Source organism: Streptomyces sp. NPDC055287, assembly GCF_053646035.1.
On record NZ_JBSHNE010000015.1, the window covers coordinates 1 to 16912 of the forward strand.

Annotated in this window: 15 protein-coding genes and 2 pseudogenes; 7 read left to right on the forward strand and 10 right to left on the reverse strand. The window is 66.6% G+C overall.

The annotated features are described in order from the left end of the window. The first annotated feature begins 105 nt into the window (after window positions 1-105). Entirely contained in the window at window positions 106-744 is a 639-nt protein-coding gene (locus ACWIHY_RS23135; RefSeq protein ID WP_454377569.1) for a hypothetical protein, read from the forward strand. Between the two features lie 32 nt (window positions 745-776). Here ACWIHY_RS23135 and ACWIHY_RS23140 read toward each other — a convergent pair. Beyond that, window positions 777-1647 (reverse strand): IS5 family transposase gene (locus ACWIHY_RS23140; RefSeq protein ID WP_454377570.1). Its coding sequence is split into 2 segments (ribosomal slippage): window positions 777-1148 and window positions 1150-1647, totalling 870 coding nucleotides; the frame shifts between segments, so codons are not numbered across the junction. Between the two features lie 59 nt (window positions 1648-1706). Between ACWIHY_RS23140 and ACWIHY_RS23145 the strand changes: the two genes are divergently transcribed. Next, window positions 1707-2027, forward strand: a complete 321-nt coding sequence (locus ACWIHY_RS23145; protein WP_454377571.1) for a trypco2 family protein — start codon at window positions 1707-1709, stop codon at window positions 2025-2027. Window positions 2028-2507: 480 nt separating this feature from the next. Here ACWIHY_RS23145 and ACWIHY_RS23150 read toward each other — a convergent pair whose 3' ends face one another. After that, a complete protein-coding gene (locus tag ACWIHY_RS23150) occupies window positions 2508-3350 on the reverse strand; it encodes an SAM-dependent methyltransferase (protein ID WP_454377572.1) in 843 nt (280 codons plus the stop codon). A 2191-nt stretch (window positions 3351-5541) separates the two neighbouring features. Here ACWIHY_RS23150 and ACWIHY_RS23155 point away from each other — a divergent pair. The 3 genes from ACWIHY_RS23155 to ACWIHY_RS23165 all read left to right on the forward strand — a co-directional run bounded on the left by ACWIHY_RS23155 (window position 5542) and on the right by ACWIHY_RS23165 (window position 8916). Next, window positions 5542-6459 carry an alpha/beta hydrolase gene (locus ACWIHY_RS23155; RefSeq protein WP_454377573.1) on the forward strand — a complete coding sequence of 306 codons (918 nt, stop codon included), beginning with the start codon at window positions 5542-5544 and terminating at the stop codon, window positions 6457-6459. A gap of 457 nt (window positions 6460-6916) precedes the next feature. Further along, complete coding sequence (locus tag ACWIHY_RS23160) at window positions 6917-7582, forward strand: ArsR/SmtB family transcription factor (RefSeq protein WP_454377681.1); 666 nt, start codon at window positions 6917-6919, stop codon at window positions 7580-7582. After that, window positions 7579-8916 carry an MFS transporter gene (locus ACWIHY_RS23165; RefSeq protein WP_454377574.1) on the forward strand — a complete coding sequence of 446 codons (1338 nt, stop codon included), beginning with the start codon at window positions 7579-7581 and terminating at the stop codon, window positions 8914-8916. Before ACWIHY_RS23160 ends, ACWIHY_RS23165 begins: the two co-directional genes overlap by 4 nt. A 141-nt stretch (window positions 8917-9057) precedes the next feature. Here ACWIHY_RS23165 and ACWIHY_RS23170 read toward each other — a convergent pair. The 4 genes and pseudogenes from ACWIHY_RS23170 to ACWIHY_RS23185 all read right to left on the reverse strand — a co-directional run. After that, window positions 9058-9954, reverse strand: a pseudogene (locus ACWIHY_RS23170) (Tn3 family transposase); the annotation flags it as partial. Window positions 9955-10072: 118 nt separating this feature from the next. Then, a complete protein-coding gene (locus ACWIHY_RS23175; RefSeq protein ID WP_454377575.1) occupies window positions 10073-10333 on the reverse strand; it encodes a hypothetical protein in 261 nt (86 codons plus the stop codon). Window positions 10334-10533: 200 nt separating this feature from the next. Next, window positions 10534-10713: a DUF6233 domain-containing protein gene (locus ACWIHY_RS23180; RefSeq protein ID WP_454377576.1), complete on the reverse strand. Its 180-nt coding sequence runs from the start codon at window positions 10711-10713 to the stop codon at window positions 10534-10536. A gap of 195 nt (window positions 10714-10908) precedes the next feature. Continuing rightward, window positions 10909-11496: a hypothetical protein gene (locus ACWIHY_RS23185; RefSeq protein WP_454377577.1), complete on the reverse strand. Its 588-nt coding sequence runs from the start codon at window positions 11494-11496 to the stop codon at window positions 10909-10911. A gap of 139 nt (window positions 11497-11635) precedes the next feature. Here ACWIHY_RS23185 and ACWIHY_RS23190 point away from each other — a divergent pair, with 139 nt between their 5' ends. Then, complete coding sequence (locus ACWIHY_RS23190) at window positions 11636-11926, forward strand: hypothetical protein (protein ID WP_454377578.1); 291 nt, start codon at window positions 11636-11638, stop codon at window positions 11924-11926. A 548-nt stretch (window positions 11927-12474) separates the two neighbouring features. Here ACWIHY_RS23190 and ACWIHY_RS23195 read toward each other — a convergent pair. The 3 genes and pseudogenes from ACWIHY_RS23195 to ACWIHY_RS23205 form a co-directional block, all read right to left on the reverse strand. Then, a pseudogene (locus ACWIHY_RS23195) lies at window positions 12475-12804 on the reverse strand (dTDP-4-dehydrorhamnose reductase); the annotation flags it as partial. Window positions 12805-13165: 361 nt separating this feature from the next. Beyond that, window positions 13166-14167, reverse strand: a complete 1002-nt coding sequence (locus ACWIHY_RS23200; protein WP_454377682.1) for an outer membrane protein assembly factor BamB family protein — start codon at window positions 14165-14167, stop codon at window positions 13166-13168. 492 nt (window positions 14168-14659) lie between these two features. Further along, a complete protein-coding gene (locus ACWIHY_RS23205; RefSeq protein ID WP_454377683.1) occupies window positions 14660-15457 on the reverse strand; it encodes an SDR family NAD(P)-dependent oxidoreductase in 798 nt (265 codons plus the stop codon). 59 nt (window positions 15458-15516) lie between these two features. Here ACWIHY_RS23205 and ACWIHY_RS23210 point away from each other — a divergent pair, with 59 nt between their 5' ends. Then, window positions 15517-15912, forward strand: a complete 396-nt coding sequence (locus tag ACWIHY_RS23210) for a MerR family transcriptional regulator (protein ID WP_454377579.1) — start codon at window positions 15517-15519, stop codon at window positions 15910-15912. Window positions 15913-16167: 255 nt separating this feature from the next. On the opposite strand, the gene ACWIHY_RS23215 is transcribed toward ACWIHY_RS23210, so the two are convergent. Continuing rightward, complete coding sequence (locus ACWIHY_RS23215) at window positions 16168-16590, reverse strand: hypothetical protein (protein ID WP_454377580.1); 423 nt, start codon at window positions 16588-16590, stop codon at window positions 16168-16170. Window positions 16591-16912: the final 322 nt, after the last annotated feature.

Below are 16912 nucleotides of genomic sequence, written 5' to 3' on the forward strand. Positions count from 1 at the left end.
AGCACCCCAGGCCCTTCGTCTGGACGAAGACCGCCGACGAGATCCTCGACAAAGTCGCCGCCTACTGCCGACGAATCTCTGACTCAGATCACTAGGGCCTGTCCGATGGATCTTCATGGCGTACTGGTCACCTATGCTGAGACGGCCTCTGTCGGCCTCCTCAGCTCCTCAAGGGAAGACCAGTTGACACCGCATTCCCTCGCGTTCTACATGGACGTGATCGCGTCCGGAACGGTCCTTGGTGCCAGGCCGACGGACAGTCCTGACCAGGTCACCGCAATCCTGGGCTCCGGCTTTGCCGAGAACTCCCTTGACGACCAGAGCATGTGGCGCGACTACGGAATGGTCGAGTTCTTCTGGGGCCGGGAATCACGGGACCATCCGTGGGTGGGCCACCACTTCACCCTGCAGGTGCATCGGCTTTCTTGGGGCGGCAGCACTGTCAACAGGGTGATTCGTGCGCGGTACGGCCGCTTCGACCGTCACCTTCACTTCGACAAACTGGAGCGGCTGCTGGCCAAGCGCGGCGTACACATGGAGGACGTCCCGGATTCCAACGCTCCGGCCCACACCCTGCACTGGCAACCTGCCTCCCAGGTGTCCGTCATGGTGTGCCGGTCTCCTGAGAGGGGGGAACGCCGGCGTGGCGGTGCACGTATCGGTGATGTGTATGCCGTCTCATCATCGATGAGTGCCGAGCAGGTGGCCTGGTACAGGGCGCGCTACGGCTGTCAGAATGCCTAATGGTGTCCGATGTTTGCAGTTCAGGGTCCGAGCTATAGCCTGATCGCGGCGACGGTGACAGTCCCGTGGAAGACGTACGCCCTCTTGTCATAGCGCGTGGCGATGGCTCGGAAAGTCTTGAGCCGGTTGATGGTCCGCTCGACTTCATTGCGGCGCCGGTAGACCGTTCTGTCGAAGCCTGTGGGTCGGCCGCCCTTACTGCCGCGGCGCTGGCGATTGGCCCGCTGGCCTCTCGGCTCGGCGATCGTGTGCTTGATCTGCCGCCTTCGCAGATGACGCCGGTTGCGGCGGGACGAGTACGCTTTGTCGCCCCCGAGATGGTCGGGCCGGGTGCGTGGGCGTCCACGGTCCGGCCGGGACACTCGGATTTCTTCCAGTACGGGAATCATCTGCGGTGCGTCCCCCCCACTGGCCGGGCGTGATGACAAACCCGAGCGGGCGGCGCCCGCCCTCACCGGCAAGGTGGATCTTGCAGGTAAGTCCGCCTCGCGAGCGGCCCAGGGCCTCATCAGAGCGGTGGCGCACCGGTCGGCTGCCTCTGCTCGGCATCTTCGGGGCGCGAGTGAGGGCACCGGCCGCGTGCTGATGAGCGCGACAGCTCGTGGAATCGACGCTGACCATGCTCCAGTTGATCCGGCCCCCAGCGTCGGCATCGGCCTGGACAGCACGCAGAATCCTCTCCCACGTGCCGTCCGCTGACCACCGGCGATGACGGTCATGCACCGTCTTCCACTTCCCGAAACGGGACGGAAGATCCTGCCACGGAACCCCGGTCCTCTGCCTGAACAGAATCCCGTTGATGACCTGGCGGTGGCACTGCCACCGTCCTCCTCGGCCTGTGCTCTTCGGCAGGTGGGGTTCCAGCCGAGTCCATTCGTCATCAGATAGATCGCCCCGCCCCATACCGAGAGGAACGACCGACCGGCTGGCAGGTCACCTGACCCATTGGACAGGCCCTAGGCATGGGGAACGAAGCAGCAAACGGATTCGGCCTTGACGAGGTCCTTCGAGAGGTGAGCCGCGATCTCGTAGCAGCGCAGCAGCGCACCGGCGAGGAGGGTGGCGGCTTCGGTCTAACGATCGGTTCGGTGGAGATTGAGTTGACCATCGCTGTGATACGGGAGTCGAAGGCAGCCGGCCGGGCGGGGTTCAAGGTGCAGGTGTTGCCGTGGCTGAGCGGTGCCGATGCGGCTGCCGAGGCATCGCACACTCGTGGAGACAGCCGCACACACCACATCAAGCTCACCCTGTGGTCCCAGAACCAGGGTCCCGTGGGCGCTTGAACACCGCCAGCCCTACGCCCTGATGGCGACGACCTTGAAATCCGTCGTGGCAGCGATGTCACCGTGGGTTCAAATCCCACACCCACCGCACGTGAACGGCCCCTGACCAGCTAGATCGGTCGGGGGCTGTTGCCGTCTCAGTACCCTGCGCGCGACCGTTGTTCCCCGCTGTTCCCGAGACCCGTGGGTTCACGTGAACTGAAGGGTCCTCAGCGGGAACCCACGGGTGCAGTGCCGTTTCGGTGAGGGTTGGCCCCTCGGGTTGGGGGTGAACCAGCGGACTCGGGAGTCTGCAAGTAGGCGTCCAGAGGATGGGGTCCACCGTGAGAACGGAGCGGTGCGGCCGTCGACGGCGCGGTGGCGGCCGTATGACGTCGGCAACCTGAGCCGACCAAGGAGGTCTGCCTTATCGACACTCAAGGAAACCTGAGGGATGTCGCACAGTGCGGCCCGAAGGAGGCTGGTCACCCAAGAGGCAGGTCACGTGCGCCAGCCGTGGAAAATGCCCCACCTGAGGTATCCCTTGCGGCAGGCGGCCGCCACCTGGGGCAAGCTCGTTCCCAAGCGGTCCAGATACGCGGCACTGACGGCGTTCGCGAGTCCCGGTGCCGGTGACCGGACCTCCTCGATGAGGCGCTCATAGTGGGTCAGCATGTGATCGCTGAGATCCTCGAAGTCCACGTCGGACAGGCCAAGCGCCCGGAGTTGCTCGTCGTAGAAGCCGGGCGTGGCGAATTCCGTGATGGTCAGGCGCTCTGTGAGCGGGCGTAACTCCTCTGCGGGGGCGTCCTCGGCGGCCATGATGTCGGTGAAGACCAAGTGGCCGCCGGGCTTGAGAACGCGTATCGCCTCCCGCAGCGCGCTGGGCCGGTCGCCGCTGTGGCACAGGGCGTCTTGAGACCAGACGACATCGAATGACCCGTCATCTGCAGAAATGTCATGGAAAGAACCGGTCACTACCTCGATAAGGCCGTCGAGGCCGCGCTCGGAGTTGAGTTCGCGGTGCCGACGGTTCTGCACCTCGCTGATGTTGAGGGCCACGACGTGGCAGCCGAACTGTCCGGCCAGTCGGCGGGCCGCACCTCCGTACCCGGACCCCATGTCCAGCACCGTGCTGTCGGAGCCGAGCGCGTCACCCGCCTTCGCCGCCAGTCGCTCGACCGTTCGCCGGGATGCCACGCCGACCGCTTCGCGCGCATCGGAGTACATCCCGAAGTGGATGTCCTCCCCACCCCATGCGTGCGCGTAGAAGCCGTCGACATCACCGGCGTTGTAGTACGTACGTGCCACGTCGGCGGCCCGAGCCGCTTTGTCCTCAGCCATGGCGCATACCTCGGCAGATCCCACCCGGCGCAAACGCCGGTTTTCGGACGCATGCTCGCTCACCCACCGCGCACGTCCCGCGGATACCACACGAGCACCAGCACGCCGCCCACGACGCCCACGCCGGCCAGCAGCTAGCATCGCGATGTCCAAAGCCCTCGGTGAAGTCGCTGATCACGGCGCCCCGGAGCCCGGAAGGGGCCGCGCCGGATGCGATGATCTGCCGCTCGGCGGCGGCCACGGTCGTCGGGGACGCGGGCCGCACAGCGCCGTGAGCAGGTGGGCAGTGAAGAGCCCGGTCGCGCCCAGAGCCCTGCCCAACTCGCGGGCCAGGCTCGGCAGTCCGGAGCCGAGCCCACATCGGTGCGGTGGCAGTGCAGACATCGTGCCCGATGCTTGCGCAGCTCCGTACCACCGCTAGGGCCAACCCGAGCCTCGTCACCTTCAACCCGACTGCACACCGGTCGGGCACGGTGAGGACGCTTCAGGAATCCCGAAGTTACGTCAGCCGACGACAAGTTCCCTCAAAGAGGTAGAACCTCCTGGCCACAGGGGGCAGGGACTCAGTGAGGCTCAGGGGAACTCACGGGATGTCGCATACGGCTTAGCGGGCACGGGGGGCACGGCGCTCCCTCACGACACACGACCAGGCAGGGAAATCGCATACTGGCGTCATGCTCTCGCCGCAGCGGTTCCGGGATCCCCAGCACACGAAGTACCACTTCGTTGATCACGTGCTCGTGCGCTGTCCGAAGTGCACCGGCATTGCGCACGTGCTTCCGGCCGCACCTGCGACTGAGGACGTGGCTCCTTCAACGTGCACGCAATGCACGCAGCGTCGGCTCGTCTGCCGTGTGTGTGGTTTGACGCGTCATGCGGCTGCCGGTCTTCGCCTCTTCCGAGGCAGGGGGGAGGCTGTAGATCCATACTTCGGTCTGCCGCTGTGGTTGCAGGCTGAGACGCGCCACGGCTGGCTGCGGGCCTACAACTCCGAACACCTTGACCTTATAAAACAGTTCGTACAAGCGTCGTTGCGTGAACGAGCTCCTTGGGACGCGGAGGTGCCAAAGATGACGCTCATTGCCCGGCTGCCAGCCTGGATCAAGAGCGCGAAGAATCGAGCCGAGGTCCTGCGTGCTATTGAGCGCATCCGGGCCGCGCCGGTGAACTGACAAGCTCTACCCACCACTCACCCCAGCTCCCATCCCGTCCGCCTTCGACCCACACACCGTGGAGCGGTCGTGGTTCAGGGCGTCAAGGTGGAGCGCGCCACTGTACGAACGACCTTGACGCCCTGGGCCGCGACCGCTCGGCTCTGCCTGGGCCGAAGGTGGTCGGGATGGGAGCCCACGACGCTCACCACGGATCCGGCCGGCACTCGCCAACGGCGCCCCGTCCATCCCGGAGTCTGAGCGCCCCCGCCGGAGGCATGTCTTTCACCTGCGGATGACTCCCTCACCTCTCCCCAAGCACGCAGCTCGCTGCCGGGCGCGGCCAGCCGGGGCGGAGACAGGAGGCAGGCCGCGCCGCAGAGGCTCGGCCCGCTGCCCACAAGCCACCCACCACCCTCAGCACCGGCAGATCTGGGCCGACCACGCCGACAACACCCAGGTCGTCTTGCTCGGCAACCCCAGACTCTCCAAACCTGAACGGGCCCGAGCCCAGGCCGCATTCGACCGTGCCACCCGCATCGTCGCCGATATCGACGTTGCCAGCCACCCTGACGAGGAGCCGCGCTCATGATGCACAGCCCCCAAGCGGAACCCGAGGCCAGGATTCGGAACGCGATGCGGCAACTCCTCACTGGCCCCATTCCCGACGGGCTGAAGTGCGACGTCAAGAGCTTGTGCACCCTCGCAGGAGTACCGCGGGCCACGCTCTACCGCACCTACCCACACCGAGTTCGACCGTCAGCGGATCGCCGCCCAGGAAGCCGGACAGCAGCCCGACTCACGCCTGGCTCAGATCGAACGTCTCAAAGCCGAGGTTGCCACCCTGCGCGAGCGCCTGAGCAGGAAGAACTCTGAACTAGACGCTCTGAAGGAGTTCCAGGCCACAGCCCTGTCCCGCCTCGCAGCCCAGCACGACGACATCACCACCCTTCGACGACAGCTTGACGCCACCCCGGCAGCGTCAGTCCGCACACTTCCTCGATAGCGTGGAGTTGAGACCCGAGTGATGAGGAGGGCGCGTGCGATTCGCGCTGGACGCACTGTTCGCTGACGTGCCCGCGGAGCAGGTCGATGAAGCTCGTGACTTCTACAAGTCGAGGGCGGCAGGCCGTGGCCCCAGCTCATTGGAGGAGCTGAAGGAGGCCCGATCGAAGAGGTCTGCTCCTCCTGCCGCCGATCCGCCTGCCATCGAAGAGACGATCGAAGCCGCGGAAGCGCGCGTCCCTGTCAGGATCTTCACTCCTATCGACGGTCCGCTGCGGGGCGTCTACCTGGACATACACGGCGGCGGCTTCTACATGGACTCCGCAGCGCGAGGAGACAAACGCAACCGCGAGCTCGCAGACGCCCTGCACCTCGCCGTTGTCAGCGTCGACTACCGGCTGGCCCCTGAGCACCCCTGGCCCGCGGCACCCGACGACTGTGAAGCAGCGGCGCTCTGGCTCGCCGAAGAAGCCGATGCCCGCTTCGGAACGTCCCGACTTGCGATCGGCGGGAGCTCCGCAGGAGCCACACTCGCCCTGGCGACCCTGCTCCGGCTGAGAGACAAAGGTGCCGTTGGCCAGTTCACCGGCGCTGCACTCCAATTCGGCACCTACGACTTGAGCGCACGAACCCCGGCCGGTCGCCGCATCACGGACGAATACTTCATCCAGGCATACGTCGGCCATGTGGAAGACCGCACTGTTCCTGACATCTCTCCCATCTACGGCGTTCTTCGCGAGCTTCCCCCAACGCTGCTGATCGTCGGAAGCGCAGACGTGTTGCTGGAAGACAACCTGGCGCTGGCAGGTCGGTTGTCAGCGGCCAGCAATGACGTCGAGCTCCGGGTCTACCCCCACTCACCCCACGGCTTCACGGGCCACCCCACGGCAATGGCCAGGACGGCGCTCAGCGGCGTCGAGTCCTGGCTGCGCGACCGGATTACCCAATCGTAGAACTGACCGCGATCCTCGAAGGATCCCAGTCCTAGAGGTCGATTACGTGAGACACGGCCTCGCGCACTCCCGCCGACGTGGGCGGCAAACCGTCAGGCGCGCAGTCGACATGGATCGACCGGACACGTCTCACGCCCGGCTATCGGGCGTATCCCACGAGGTCGCCGGTCCGTGCGGCCGGAACGGGGGCGAGGAGATCGGCGGTGTCGTCGCCCTGGGGTCGCTGCACCCGTCAGATCGTACAGAAAAAGGTCCCCTCAAGTTCTTGCGCACATCGACTTTCTGACACCGTTTATGGGCATGATCCGGCGCCGATCGGGCCGCGTGCAGCCGCTTATCGATCTTGCTCATCAATCGGTCGATAGATGAGCGGCGGCATCGCCCGCTCATTGCACCGCAAAGAGTTCTTCGCGAAGAACTCTTTGCGAAGAACTCTTTGCGGTCTACCGTGTGTCGCATGGCTGATGCAGTGGAGAGGCCGGATGGCCCGAACGTTGAAGAGGACTCGGTTGTCCTGGATGCCAAGGGGCTGCGTGCCCTGGCTCATCCGGTGCGCGTGCAGTTGGTCGGGCTGCTGCGGAAGTATGGCCCGTCAACGGCCACCCGGCTCGCGGAGCGGCTGGGCGTGAATTCCGGTACGGCCAGTTACCACCTCCGGCAGCTCGGCGCGGCCGGTTTCGTCGAGGAGGACACCGAACGCGGCAACGCGCGAGAGCGCTGGTGGCGTTCGGTGCACCGGACGATCTGGTTCAACGATCCGGAGCTGGCCGAGCAGGAGCCCGAGGCCGCACTGGCCTACCAGCAGTCCGTCGCCGCCATCTACACCCTGCGCACGCAGCAGACCCTGAACGGGCTTCAGACGATGCCCCGCGCATGGCGGAACACCTTCGACATGAGCGACTGGTCCCTGCGGCTCACGCCCGAGGAAACCGCCACCCTGTACGAGGAGTTGAAGGAAGTCATCGTGCGCTACCGGCGAGACACGCCGGAGACGGCGGCAAGTGCCCCCGAGGGAGCCGAACGGGTCGCCGTGATCACGCACATCCTGCCCGAACTGAATGCGCCTGCCGCAGCTTCGCTCCCTTCTGGCCCTCAGGACGCGGAAGGAAGCCCGACGTCATGACCGACGACGCCTCGGAGGCCGGCGGCATACCCGGCAAGAGGTCCTTACGGCCGCTGGTCGGGGTGCTGGCGGCCGTAACCGTGTCGCTGACCGGCACTCGGATCTCCCTCGTGGCACTGCCCTGGTTCGTCCTCGTCACAACCGGCAGCGCCACCCAGACCGGACTGGTCGCCTTCTGCGAGATGACTCCCTACGTGGTGGTCAAGGCGTTCACCGGACCGATGGTGGACCGGATCGGCCCGCGGTCCGTTTCCTGGACCACCGATCTGGCCAGCGCAACCGCCGCCGCCGCTGTTCCCCTGTTCCACACCCTGGACCTGCTGTCCTTTCCGCTCCTGCTGGCCCTGGTCGCGCTGATCGGCGCGGCCCGGGGACCCGGCGACCTGGCCAAAGAGGTCATGGTCCCGGAGGCGGCCGAGCGCGGCCGGGTGCCACTGGAGCGGGCCACCGGCCTGGCCGGCGTGACCGAGCGGCTAGCCTCCACCGTCGGCCTGGCGGTCGGCGGATCCCTGGTGGCGCTGCTCGGTCCCCTGACGGGGCTCGCCATTAACGCGGGCTGCTTCGCCCTCGGATCGGTGATCATCAAACTCGCGTTGCCTCGCGGCATGGGGCACACGGCCGAGGAAGCCCCCTCGCAGGCCGGGGGAACGGGACCGGGCTACTGGCGGCGGTTCGGTGAGGGCTTCACCTTCCTGCGCCACGAGCCGTTGCTGCTCACCGTCATCGTCATGGTCGGCATCACCAACCTGCTGGACGCGGCGTTCGCCTCGCTGCTCGTACCCGTCTGGGCCAGGGAGTCCGGCAACGGGCCGGCCGCGATCGGCCTGATGGGCAGCGTAATGGGGGCCGCGGCGGTCGGCGGGAGCCTGATCGCCGCGATGGTTGCGCACCGGCTGGGGCGGCGGGTGGTGGTTCTCACCGGGTTCCTGCTGGCCGGGGCACCGAGGTTCCTGATCCTTGCCTTCGATGCCCCGTTGGGGGTGGTACTGGCCATCTTCGCGGTCAGTGGGTTCGGCGGCGGCTTCGTCAACCCAGTGCTGGGGGCCGTCCTCGTCGAGCGGGTGCCGCGCCGGATGCTGGGCCGGGTCAACGCGCTCGGCGACTCGCTGGCCTGGGCCGGTATCCCTCTCGGCGGGCTGATCGCCGGGGCGGCGGTGACCGCTGTCGGACTCGTGCCGGTGCTGCTCGCCTGCGGCGCCGCGTACTTCCTCACCACGAATCTGGCTGGGCTGCGGCCGGAATGGCGCGAGATGGACCGAACGCGTGGGCGGGACGTCCTGAAGCCGCATTCCAAGGAAGACGCCTCACAAGGCAGTGCTGATGTAGCGACATGACGTTTTACGTGAGGGAGGTGGACCATCTGGTCTTCTCCCTCCCACCACTCCTTCTGACCACGCCCACGCTTCACGCACGCTCAGATGACTGCTGGTCGGCGGCGTCCGTCGGAACTCGGGGGCCTGGAAGTTTGACCCAGCGAGGTCGAGGCGGGCATCCATGTCGAGGTTGACCTCGCCGTAGGGGCGTACGTGGGACCAGAACAGTGAGGTCAGGCCGCGACGGTCGGCCGGTGTGAGGAGGTCGGCCCACTCTGGTTCGCCGAGGATGTCCTGGAGCATGAGGGTGTTCACGTAGACCAGGGCGGACTGGAGGATGCGCAGACACAGAACGAACATCTCCTGCTCTTCGCGCCGATTCGAGGCGATCTCCCCGCCCTTTCCGTAGGCGATCACGGAGTTCGCGCCGTTGGAGGACTCCATCACGTTCAGGCCCTCCTCGATCTCCCGCTGGAGGTCCCGAAGCCGCAGGTACCGGGCCACGAAGATGGTCTTCTGCGCGCGCCCGACCTCCAGCATCGCCGCGTAGGTGGGGTGGGAGGCGTTGCGGGTGAAGCGCCGCAGAATCGCCTCGGTGGACGCGGTTCTGGTTCGGATCGCGGTCGCGTATTTGATCATCTGGTCGTACTGCTGGGCGATGAGTTCCCAGCGGATCAGGCGGGTCAGCGCCGGGGTCAGCTGCGGATAGGCGTCCGGTTCGCCGGCCACTGGCCGGTACAGCTTGACCTTGTTGATCCTCTTGATGCGCGGCAGCAGGTCGAAGTTCAGCAGTCTCGTGATGCCGAACCCGATTTCTGACTGGCCGTGCGAGTCCGTGTAGTTGGCCTCCACGTCCATGGTGGTGCCGTGCCGCATGGCGCCCTCGATCATCGCGGCGACCTCGGAGGCGGTGCAGTTGATCAGCTGGGAGTGGATGGCCAGGGACTTCTTCTCCACGTGCCAGTAGATGAGCACCCCGCGGCCGCCGTAGCGCGAGTGCCACTCGGTGAACAGGTTCTGGTCGTAGGCGCGCACGTGTGTGGAGTCGGAGGCGACCGCGGCCCCAGTGACCTCTCTCGCCATCGGACGCTGCTCGCATGCAGGAGGCGCAAACACGAAGGGCCCGAACCGGCCGGGGTTCGGGCCCTTCGTGTTTCCGCTTGGTCAAAGCGCGCGGTCAGCTGGCGTCCGGACTCTTTCCGACCAGCTGTGTGAGGAGCTCGACGATCTGCGCCTGATCGCGGTCCATCTGCTGGCCGAGTACTTCGAGGCGGCCGTCAAGCCGGTCCACCTTCTGATCAAGATTGCCCACCTGCAGACGCACCGCCGTGAGGTCGGACTTGATGATCCCGAACTCGCGGTCGTTCTTCTCCGCGACCTCTTCGAAACGCCGGGTCAGAGCGGCGAGCTCGCTGTGAGCGATGGGGTCCTCGGGCACGCGCAGCGCTCCTGTCAGATCATGAAGGGGGCGAACATCAGGGCCTCAACGATATCGCGCCCTGTGGGCCCCGAACCCATGGAACATCGACGCCGGTCGGGCTCCGCCCTCTCCCGCGACGCGTTCCAGGCACAACCCTGCGCCTGCCCCACCCGGACTGAAGAGACCACCGGCAAAAGGCCGCGCGCGGTCAGCGAGGTTCAGCCGAGGTAGCCGAGATCCCGGTCGGGCTTGCACACCGGACAAGGGGCAACGCCGTCAGCGAGCGCGCGCAGGGCCTGCGTGCGGTCGATCGCGCGAGGGCGCCCTCCTGCGAGCTCGCAGCCGCCGACGTGTACCGCTACGGGCGGGCGCCCCTCACCGATGCCAAGCTGGATCACCCAATCCGGAGGTGGCGGAGGAGGCCGGCGAGCAGCGACCTCGGCCTGACGCTGCTCTTCCTCGTGGAGCCAGCGCCTGGTCTGCTGAAGCTGCGGAGCAGCTCCACCCGCGACGGCTCATCGGACACGTGTTCTATTCTATTGGGGATCGCACAGTCCAGAGCCCCAGGGAAGGCTGAGTAGCCGGTCGCCGAGTCAGAGCCCCAAAGCTTTCCGGATCTCCGTCCCGCTCCCCGTCGCGAGCGACGTCGTCTCGTCGGGTTCGACGGCCCGCACCAGGAAGAGCTCTTTGGGCTGGCAGGCAACGAGTGTCCACACGGGTCGCCCGCTGGTGCCTGCTGGGGTGGACGAGACCGCTATCGCTGTGGCCGTGCGCAGCGCCGGCTCCAGCGTCACCCAGTCGCTCACGGGCTTTCCCTGGGAGATCACGGGGACGCGCGCTTCGGGGGACATCAGCAGGTCAAGCAGGAAGCCAGGCCACTCCCGCTCAGGCCGAGAGCCGACGCTCAGCCTGCAGAAGGCGGCCATTGCATCGCGAGGCTCGGTGTTCCGGAACCCGATCACGTGGCCGTCGGAGGGCTGAGGGTTGCTGGTCAAAAGCTCATCACGACGCCGTGGGCCCAGCCATCCCGAGGCTGTGCCCTCGTGCAAAGCTTCCTGCTCGACGACGGTCAGGCTTCTGTCAGTAGATACGATCTCTACGCACAGCCTGGATGGGAACTCGGGCGGCCCGATGTCAAGCATCAGCGAGACCGCGCGGCCCAGAAGATTGGGTGCAGGCATGCGATCCTCCGAAGGTCGTTTCTTCCAGTTGAGCGCGGTTGGAAGCGACCCGCCTTCCGAGGCCAGCTGGGGCGGAGAGCCCATGGCGACGGCTCGCGGCAACAGGCCGACATCTGCGAGCCTTGAGAGAGCGGGGCACGTGAACGGCCCGAAAGACGCGGCAGCGAGTGAGGCCGCTCAAGAGCACCTGATGATGCCCCTGCTACGTGAATCTGCCCAGCTGCGCCGGATCCTGGATCTGCGGGAGGACGAGGCAGCCGACGATGACCGGCCGTACGACCAGGCGCTGCACGCAGCTGCCCGCCGCATGCTCGATCCGGTCGACAAAATCACCGTGCGCATGGCGACGGAGGCAGCGAACCCCGGGTCGTTCCACTGGACGCTGACTCTGACCGGCTTTAAGCAACGGCTGTCAGACCATCCTCGGTGACCAGGGTGTCGTCCAGCCCGATGCAGCTCAAACCCGCGAGACCCATCTGCGACCGCGCAGCACTGTCAAGGCAGCCGCAGAGAAGAGAAACGGTCAGCCATTGACCGAGGTGAAGGTTCTCTTCTTCGACCTACAGCCAAACGACCTGAGCTACCGGCCGAACCTGTCACCTCCAACGGTCTCTCGGGCACCAGGCCGCGCCAGGTCCTCACAGGGACGCGCGCCGACAGGTATAGCGCGGCCCCAGCGGTCGACGTGCACGGTGACGTAGAGGTCCCCCATCATTCCGCCGTGCTTTCCGGGCCCTCCGTCCGGCGAACCAGCAGGCGACGCCTCACGCGGTCCGCCCCAGCCGCATCCCGCACCGGTCCGCGCATCACGGGCCCGGCGGGCAGCGCCGCCGCTCGTCCGCCGCGCTGGGAGCCGGGAGGGCCACCGCCCTGGCCGCCGGAGAGCACCCGCAGTTGATGAACCGCCTGCATGCCCACCGCCTCCTCCGCCGACGTTCCAAGTGGCCACCGCGTAGTCAGTGGCCGGAGGTACGTGAATCAGTTAGGCGACCGGCAGCGTGGCCGAACGCTGACCGGAGGCGGAGTCGCTCGGCTGTCGAGGCGCACGTCGAGAGCGCCAGGAAGTGTGCTGCGGGCCCGCAGGCCCGTGGGCAGCCGGGAGGTGTCGAGACCGTCACGCCTGGCCATGAGGATGCCGAGCTCGTGACGGCTCAGAGCGTCAGGCCCTGCGAGATGGTGGATACCGGGCGCGTCGCACGCCGCCAGGTCGAGAAGGGCGGCGGCCAGGTCGTCGACGTGCACTGGGCAGCGGATGTCGTCGGTGAACAGGACGCCGTCGCGGGTGCCGGCGGCGAGTTCGTGCACGACGGTAGACCGGTCCCGGTTGGCGCCCGGCGGAGGCCCGGTTCTACTTCCCGGGTCGTCCGAGCTGGTGGACGTCAAGCCGGGCGCGCGTCAGGGATCGACGGCGAAGGCGGTCACCCCGAGTTCAGGTGACCGCCTTCGCCGTCAGCGTGCCGGACCTGGCCCCGGCCGCCGAGGCAGATCGCGCGGGCCGGGCGGCTGGCCGACCGCTCACGCCCGCCAGAACGAGGAAGGGGCCGGTCGTGACAGGCCCGAGGAGCGCCTTCACCTCGGCACTCATCTGCACCGTTCGGCGTGGCCCAGGCGGAGCGGGAGGCGCAGAACGCGCAGCGCTTGACTTGCCGGGCCTCGTCAACCGACGCGCTCAGGTCATGGCGTTCTGTGGCGGAGGGACCAGGGACTGCAGGGCGTAGAGGTGGCCGTCCCGGGTGCCGATGTAGGCCAGTCCGTCCATGACCGCTGGAGAATTCACCCAGTCAGTGGTGGGAAACTTCCAATGCAGTTCGCCGGTGGCTGCGTCCACCGCATACAGGTTGAAGTCCCAGCTGCCGACGTAGACCAGCCCATCGACCACGGCTGCGGAGGATGCCACCGCCCCAGCGGTGGAAAATTTCCAGCGCACCTCTCCAGTGGCGGCATCCATCGCATACAGGTGTTCGTCCCAACTTCCGCAGTAGACCAGGCCGTTCACGACCACCGGGGATGCGGTCACATAGTGGCCGGTGAGAAACGCCCACCTCTGCTGCCCGCTGTGGGCATCCACCGCATACAGGCTGCTTCCGCTGCCGACATAGACGGTCCCGCCGGCTACCGCTGGCGCTGACTCCTCGTTCCACTCACCTCCGGTGGAGAACCTCCACCGCTGCTCCCCGTTGGCGGCGTCCACGGCATACAGGCCGCCACCGCCGCCCTGTTCGCCGGCGTGCACGTACAGCACGCCGGCGGCCACCGCGGGGCACGCGAACACCGCGCACGGGGAAAACTCCCACCGCAGCTCCCCGGTGGCGGCGTCAAGGGCACACAGACCCCGCCGGTTTCCTACGTACACCACCCCCTCGACCACCGCCGGAGACGATGAGGACATGGGGGCACCGGTACTGACTTTCCATAGTTGCCGCCCTGTGAGCGCGTCCATCGCGTACACGTGGCCGGCCGCGTGATTGCTGCAGAAGTACACCACCCCACCGGCCACCGCCGGTGGGGTGGTCTCAATCCGCGCCTGGCCGGTGGAGAACCTCCATCGCTGCTGCCCCGTGACCGCGTCTACGGCGTATACCTCGGATTCGCTACTGACGTACACGCCGCCGTCCGCCACGGCTGGAGCCGAAACAGCCCTGCGGCCGGGGGAGAATTGCCACTGCTGCATCTCCACACCGGCCTTCACCACACTCGGTCCCCGCGCCCCGCCATCCGACAGGGACCCGTCTGCCGCGAATCTCCCAGCTCCAGCGCCTCCATACGGCGCACCCCTCTCCGCCCCTGGCCACGCCCCGTGAGACCGGTCGCGGCTCATCTGTCAGAATCCCGCACAAGGCGCGGAAACGGAAGCGCTCGCCTCTCGGTGACCGACACCGCCGACGCGTGTACTCAGGTGGCAGCCTTTCCGAGAGATCCGTGACCGGCTGGGCAGTGTTCCGAAGAAGCCGTCGCAGCAACCGACCCTACGAGACGTGCCGAACGCCCAGCTCCGGCAGTCACAGCGTCATGCGGCCGAGCGCTTCAGCTGGCGGGTCAGCGCTTCAGCTGGCCGGCTGAGCGTTTCAGTTGGCGGGCAGAGATCACTCGCTCACAGCATGCATGTTCTCCTGCGACCAACTCAGTCAGCCGCAGGAGAACGCCGCCTACCGGGCGAAGAAGGTCATGCGCCGAGGCCTTGGCCAAACCCGCCGTCCACGGGCAGTTCAAGGCCGGTGGTGAAGGTGGCTTCGGCAGCCAGGTAGAGCGCGGCGGCCGCGACCTCTTCCACGGTGCCTCCTCGGCCCATCGGCGTGGAGGCGTTGCCCTGTTCGATGAACTCGGCGTGCTGTTCGTCGGTCAGATCGGCGACGCCCATGGTGGGGGTGAGGATGAAGCCGGGGGCGATCGCGTTGACGCGGATCTTGCGGGGGAGCAGTTCGGCGGCGAGCACCTTCGCGAAGGCGGCGACGGCCTCCTTCGCCCCGGAGTAGGCGCTGAGACCGGGGAAGATCTGGTCGTTCGAGACGGTGGTGAACACGATCGAACCACCCTCGGACATCAGCGGCGCCAGTCGCTGGACGGTGAAGAAGGCACCCTTGGCGTTCACGTCGAAGATGCGGTCCCACGATTCTTCCGTGACCTCTTCGAGCGTCTGGAACTCGGCGATGCCCTGATTGATGAACAGGTAGTCGATGCCGCCGAGGCGGTCGGCGACCTGATCGCGGAGGGCGGCGATGGCATGGGTGTCAGTGGCATCGGAGCGCACCGGGTGGGCCAGCGGGGTGTCGAGCGCCGCCTGGGCCTCGGCGAGTCGCTGGTCGCTGCGCCCGGTGTACATCACTTGGGCGCCGCGGTCGGTCAGGGCTTGGACGATGGCCCGGCCTATGCCGATGGTGCCGCCGGTGACGACAGCCTTTTCGCCTGCCAGGGACTTCCGATCGATGGTTGAGCGTTGCTGCGTGCTGTGGTTCGTTGTCATAACGGCCAAGCTAAACTTTGACGTCAATGTCAGAGTCAAATGTCTGTGACGGGAGTCACATGTTCATCGGCGAGCTGGCAAGGCGGACCGGCGTCAGCGCCAGGAGCCTGCGGTACTACGAGCAGCAAGGGTTGCTGCGACCGCAGCGGCGGGCCAGCGGCTACCGCGAGTTCGACGAGCCCGATGTGGCCGCCGTGCGCCGGGTCCGGATCCTGCTCGCGGCCGGGCTGAACACCGACCTGATCCGAGAGGTGCTGCCCTGCATGGCTGACGAGGGAGCCATCCTGGCGCCGACCTGCGAGGAAATGGCCCAGGACCTCAAGCACGAACGCGAGCGCCTGAACCGCTCCATCGAACAACTCCAAGACGCTCACGCAATGCTCAGCTCGATCATCCACGCAGGCAAACTGATCAGCGCTGGGACCGGCCGCAACGACCTTCCTACCAGCGGGTGAAGCCGCTGCTCGACGCCTATGCCGCCCAGTTCATCCGAACCATCGACGCAGCCCGCTCCTTGTTCCCGCACCACGCTGTACGGGCCAGGCACGGAGAATGCGCGGTTAAGGCCGTGTCGGGAGTTCCTCTTTCTCGTCGATTGCTGCCCCTGAAGGGCTAATTAGAGACGTCGGAATTGCCCTGCTCAAAGCCCGGCTGAGCGGCCTCCTGAGGGACCTCCTGAGGGGCGAACTGCTGCTGGATGGGCTCGTTGATCACAACGACTCCGGCTGGGGTGGCCTGCTCGTACGGACCAGTCCATCGATCACTTCGAGGTCGCCGTTGAGGGCACCGTTCTTGATGCTCTTGGGCAGCTTGCCGTGTCCTCCGCCTCCCCCGAACGGAATGGCCGCGTACGGAAGGAAGCCGCCAAAGCCGCCGATGCCGCCGATGCCGCCCACGTTGTCGTCGTTGAAGCTCGCTTGGTTCATTCCGTTCTGCCCGTTGGTGCTCTGGTCACCGGTGTTCCAGAAGACGCTGGACCCGTCGTTCAAACCGACGCCGTATTTAACCTCGAATTGGGCGTCTTTAGTCTGGAAGGGGTCGGGGTCAGCATGGGCGGGCGCAGCAACGCCTCCGATGAGGATTGCTGCGAGGGCGGCGCTGGCCGCCAGTTGTGACTTCCTGAAGAGGCTCATGTGTCGTAAACGATCACGGGCGGTGCAGGTTATCCCCCGGGGCGCCGCACCCCGTATCGACCTACCGTCGAACCCTGGATCTCAGGATCACCGCCGACCAGGAGCAGGTGCTCTTCATGATCGTCGCACACCTGAACGCAAGCAACGGCCCGACAGGCCGAGGGAAACCGTCCCAGGGCGTGAGTCGCAACGCCCATCGCGAGGTGCGAATCACTCCGCTCCACACGAAGGGCGACTGACCCACCGGACACCGCCTAGACGTCGCGTGCGTTGCTGATCCAGGCGAGGGGCCGTCGGGAGTGCTGCCCCAGTGAGGGAAGTC

Bases quoted from the DNA above. Each gene is read 5' to 3' on its own strand.
- ACWIHY_RS23205 (WP_454377683.1), bottom strand. From the start codon at position 15,457: ATGACAACGAACCACAGCACGCAGCAACGCTCAACCATCGATCGGAAG.
- ACWIHY_RS23215 (WP_454377580.1), bottom strand. From the start codon at position 16,590: ATGAGCCTCTTCAGGAAGTCACAACTGGCGGCCAGCGCCGCCCTCGCA.
- ACWIHY_RS23200 (WP_454377682.1), bottom strand. From the start codon at position 14,167: ATGCAGCAGTGGCAATTCTCCCCCGGCCGCAGGGCTGTTTCGGCTCCA.
- ACWIHY_RS23165 (WP_454377574.1), top strand. From the start codon at position 7,579: ATGACCGACGACGCCTCGGAGGCCGGCGGCATACCCGGCAAGAGGTCC.
- ACWIHY_RS23150 (WP_454377572.1), bottom strand. From the start codon at position 3,350: ATGGCTGAGGACAAAGCGGCTCGGGCCGCCGACGTGGCACGTACGTAC.
- ACWIHY_RS23160 (WP_454377681.1), top strand. From the start codon at position 6,917: ATGGCTGATGCAGTGGAGAGGCCGGATGGCCCGAACGTTGAAGAGGAC.
- ACWIHY_RS23135 (WP_454377569.1), top strand. From the start codon at position 106: ATGGATCTTCATGGCGTACTGGTCACCTATGCTGAGACGGCCTCTGTC.
- ACWIHY_RS23145 (WP_454377571.1), top strand. From the start codon at position 1,707: ATGGGGAACGAAGCAGCAAACGGATTCGGCCTTGACGAGGTCCTTCGA.
- ACWIHY_RS23210 (WP_454377579.1), top strand. From the start codon at position 15,517: ATGTTCATCGGCGAGCTGGCAAGGCGGACCGGCGTCAGCGCCAGGAGC.
- ACWIHY_RS23185 (WP_454377577.1), bottom strand. From the start codon at position 11,496: ATGCCTGCACCCAATCTTCTGGGCCGCGCGGTCTCGCTGATGCTTGAC.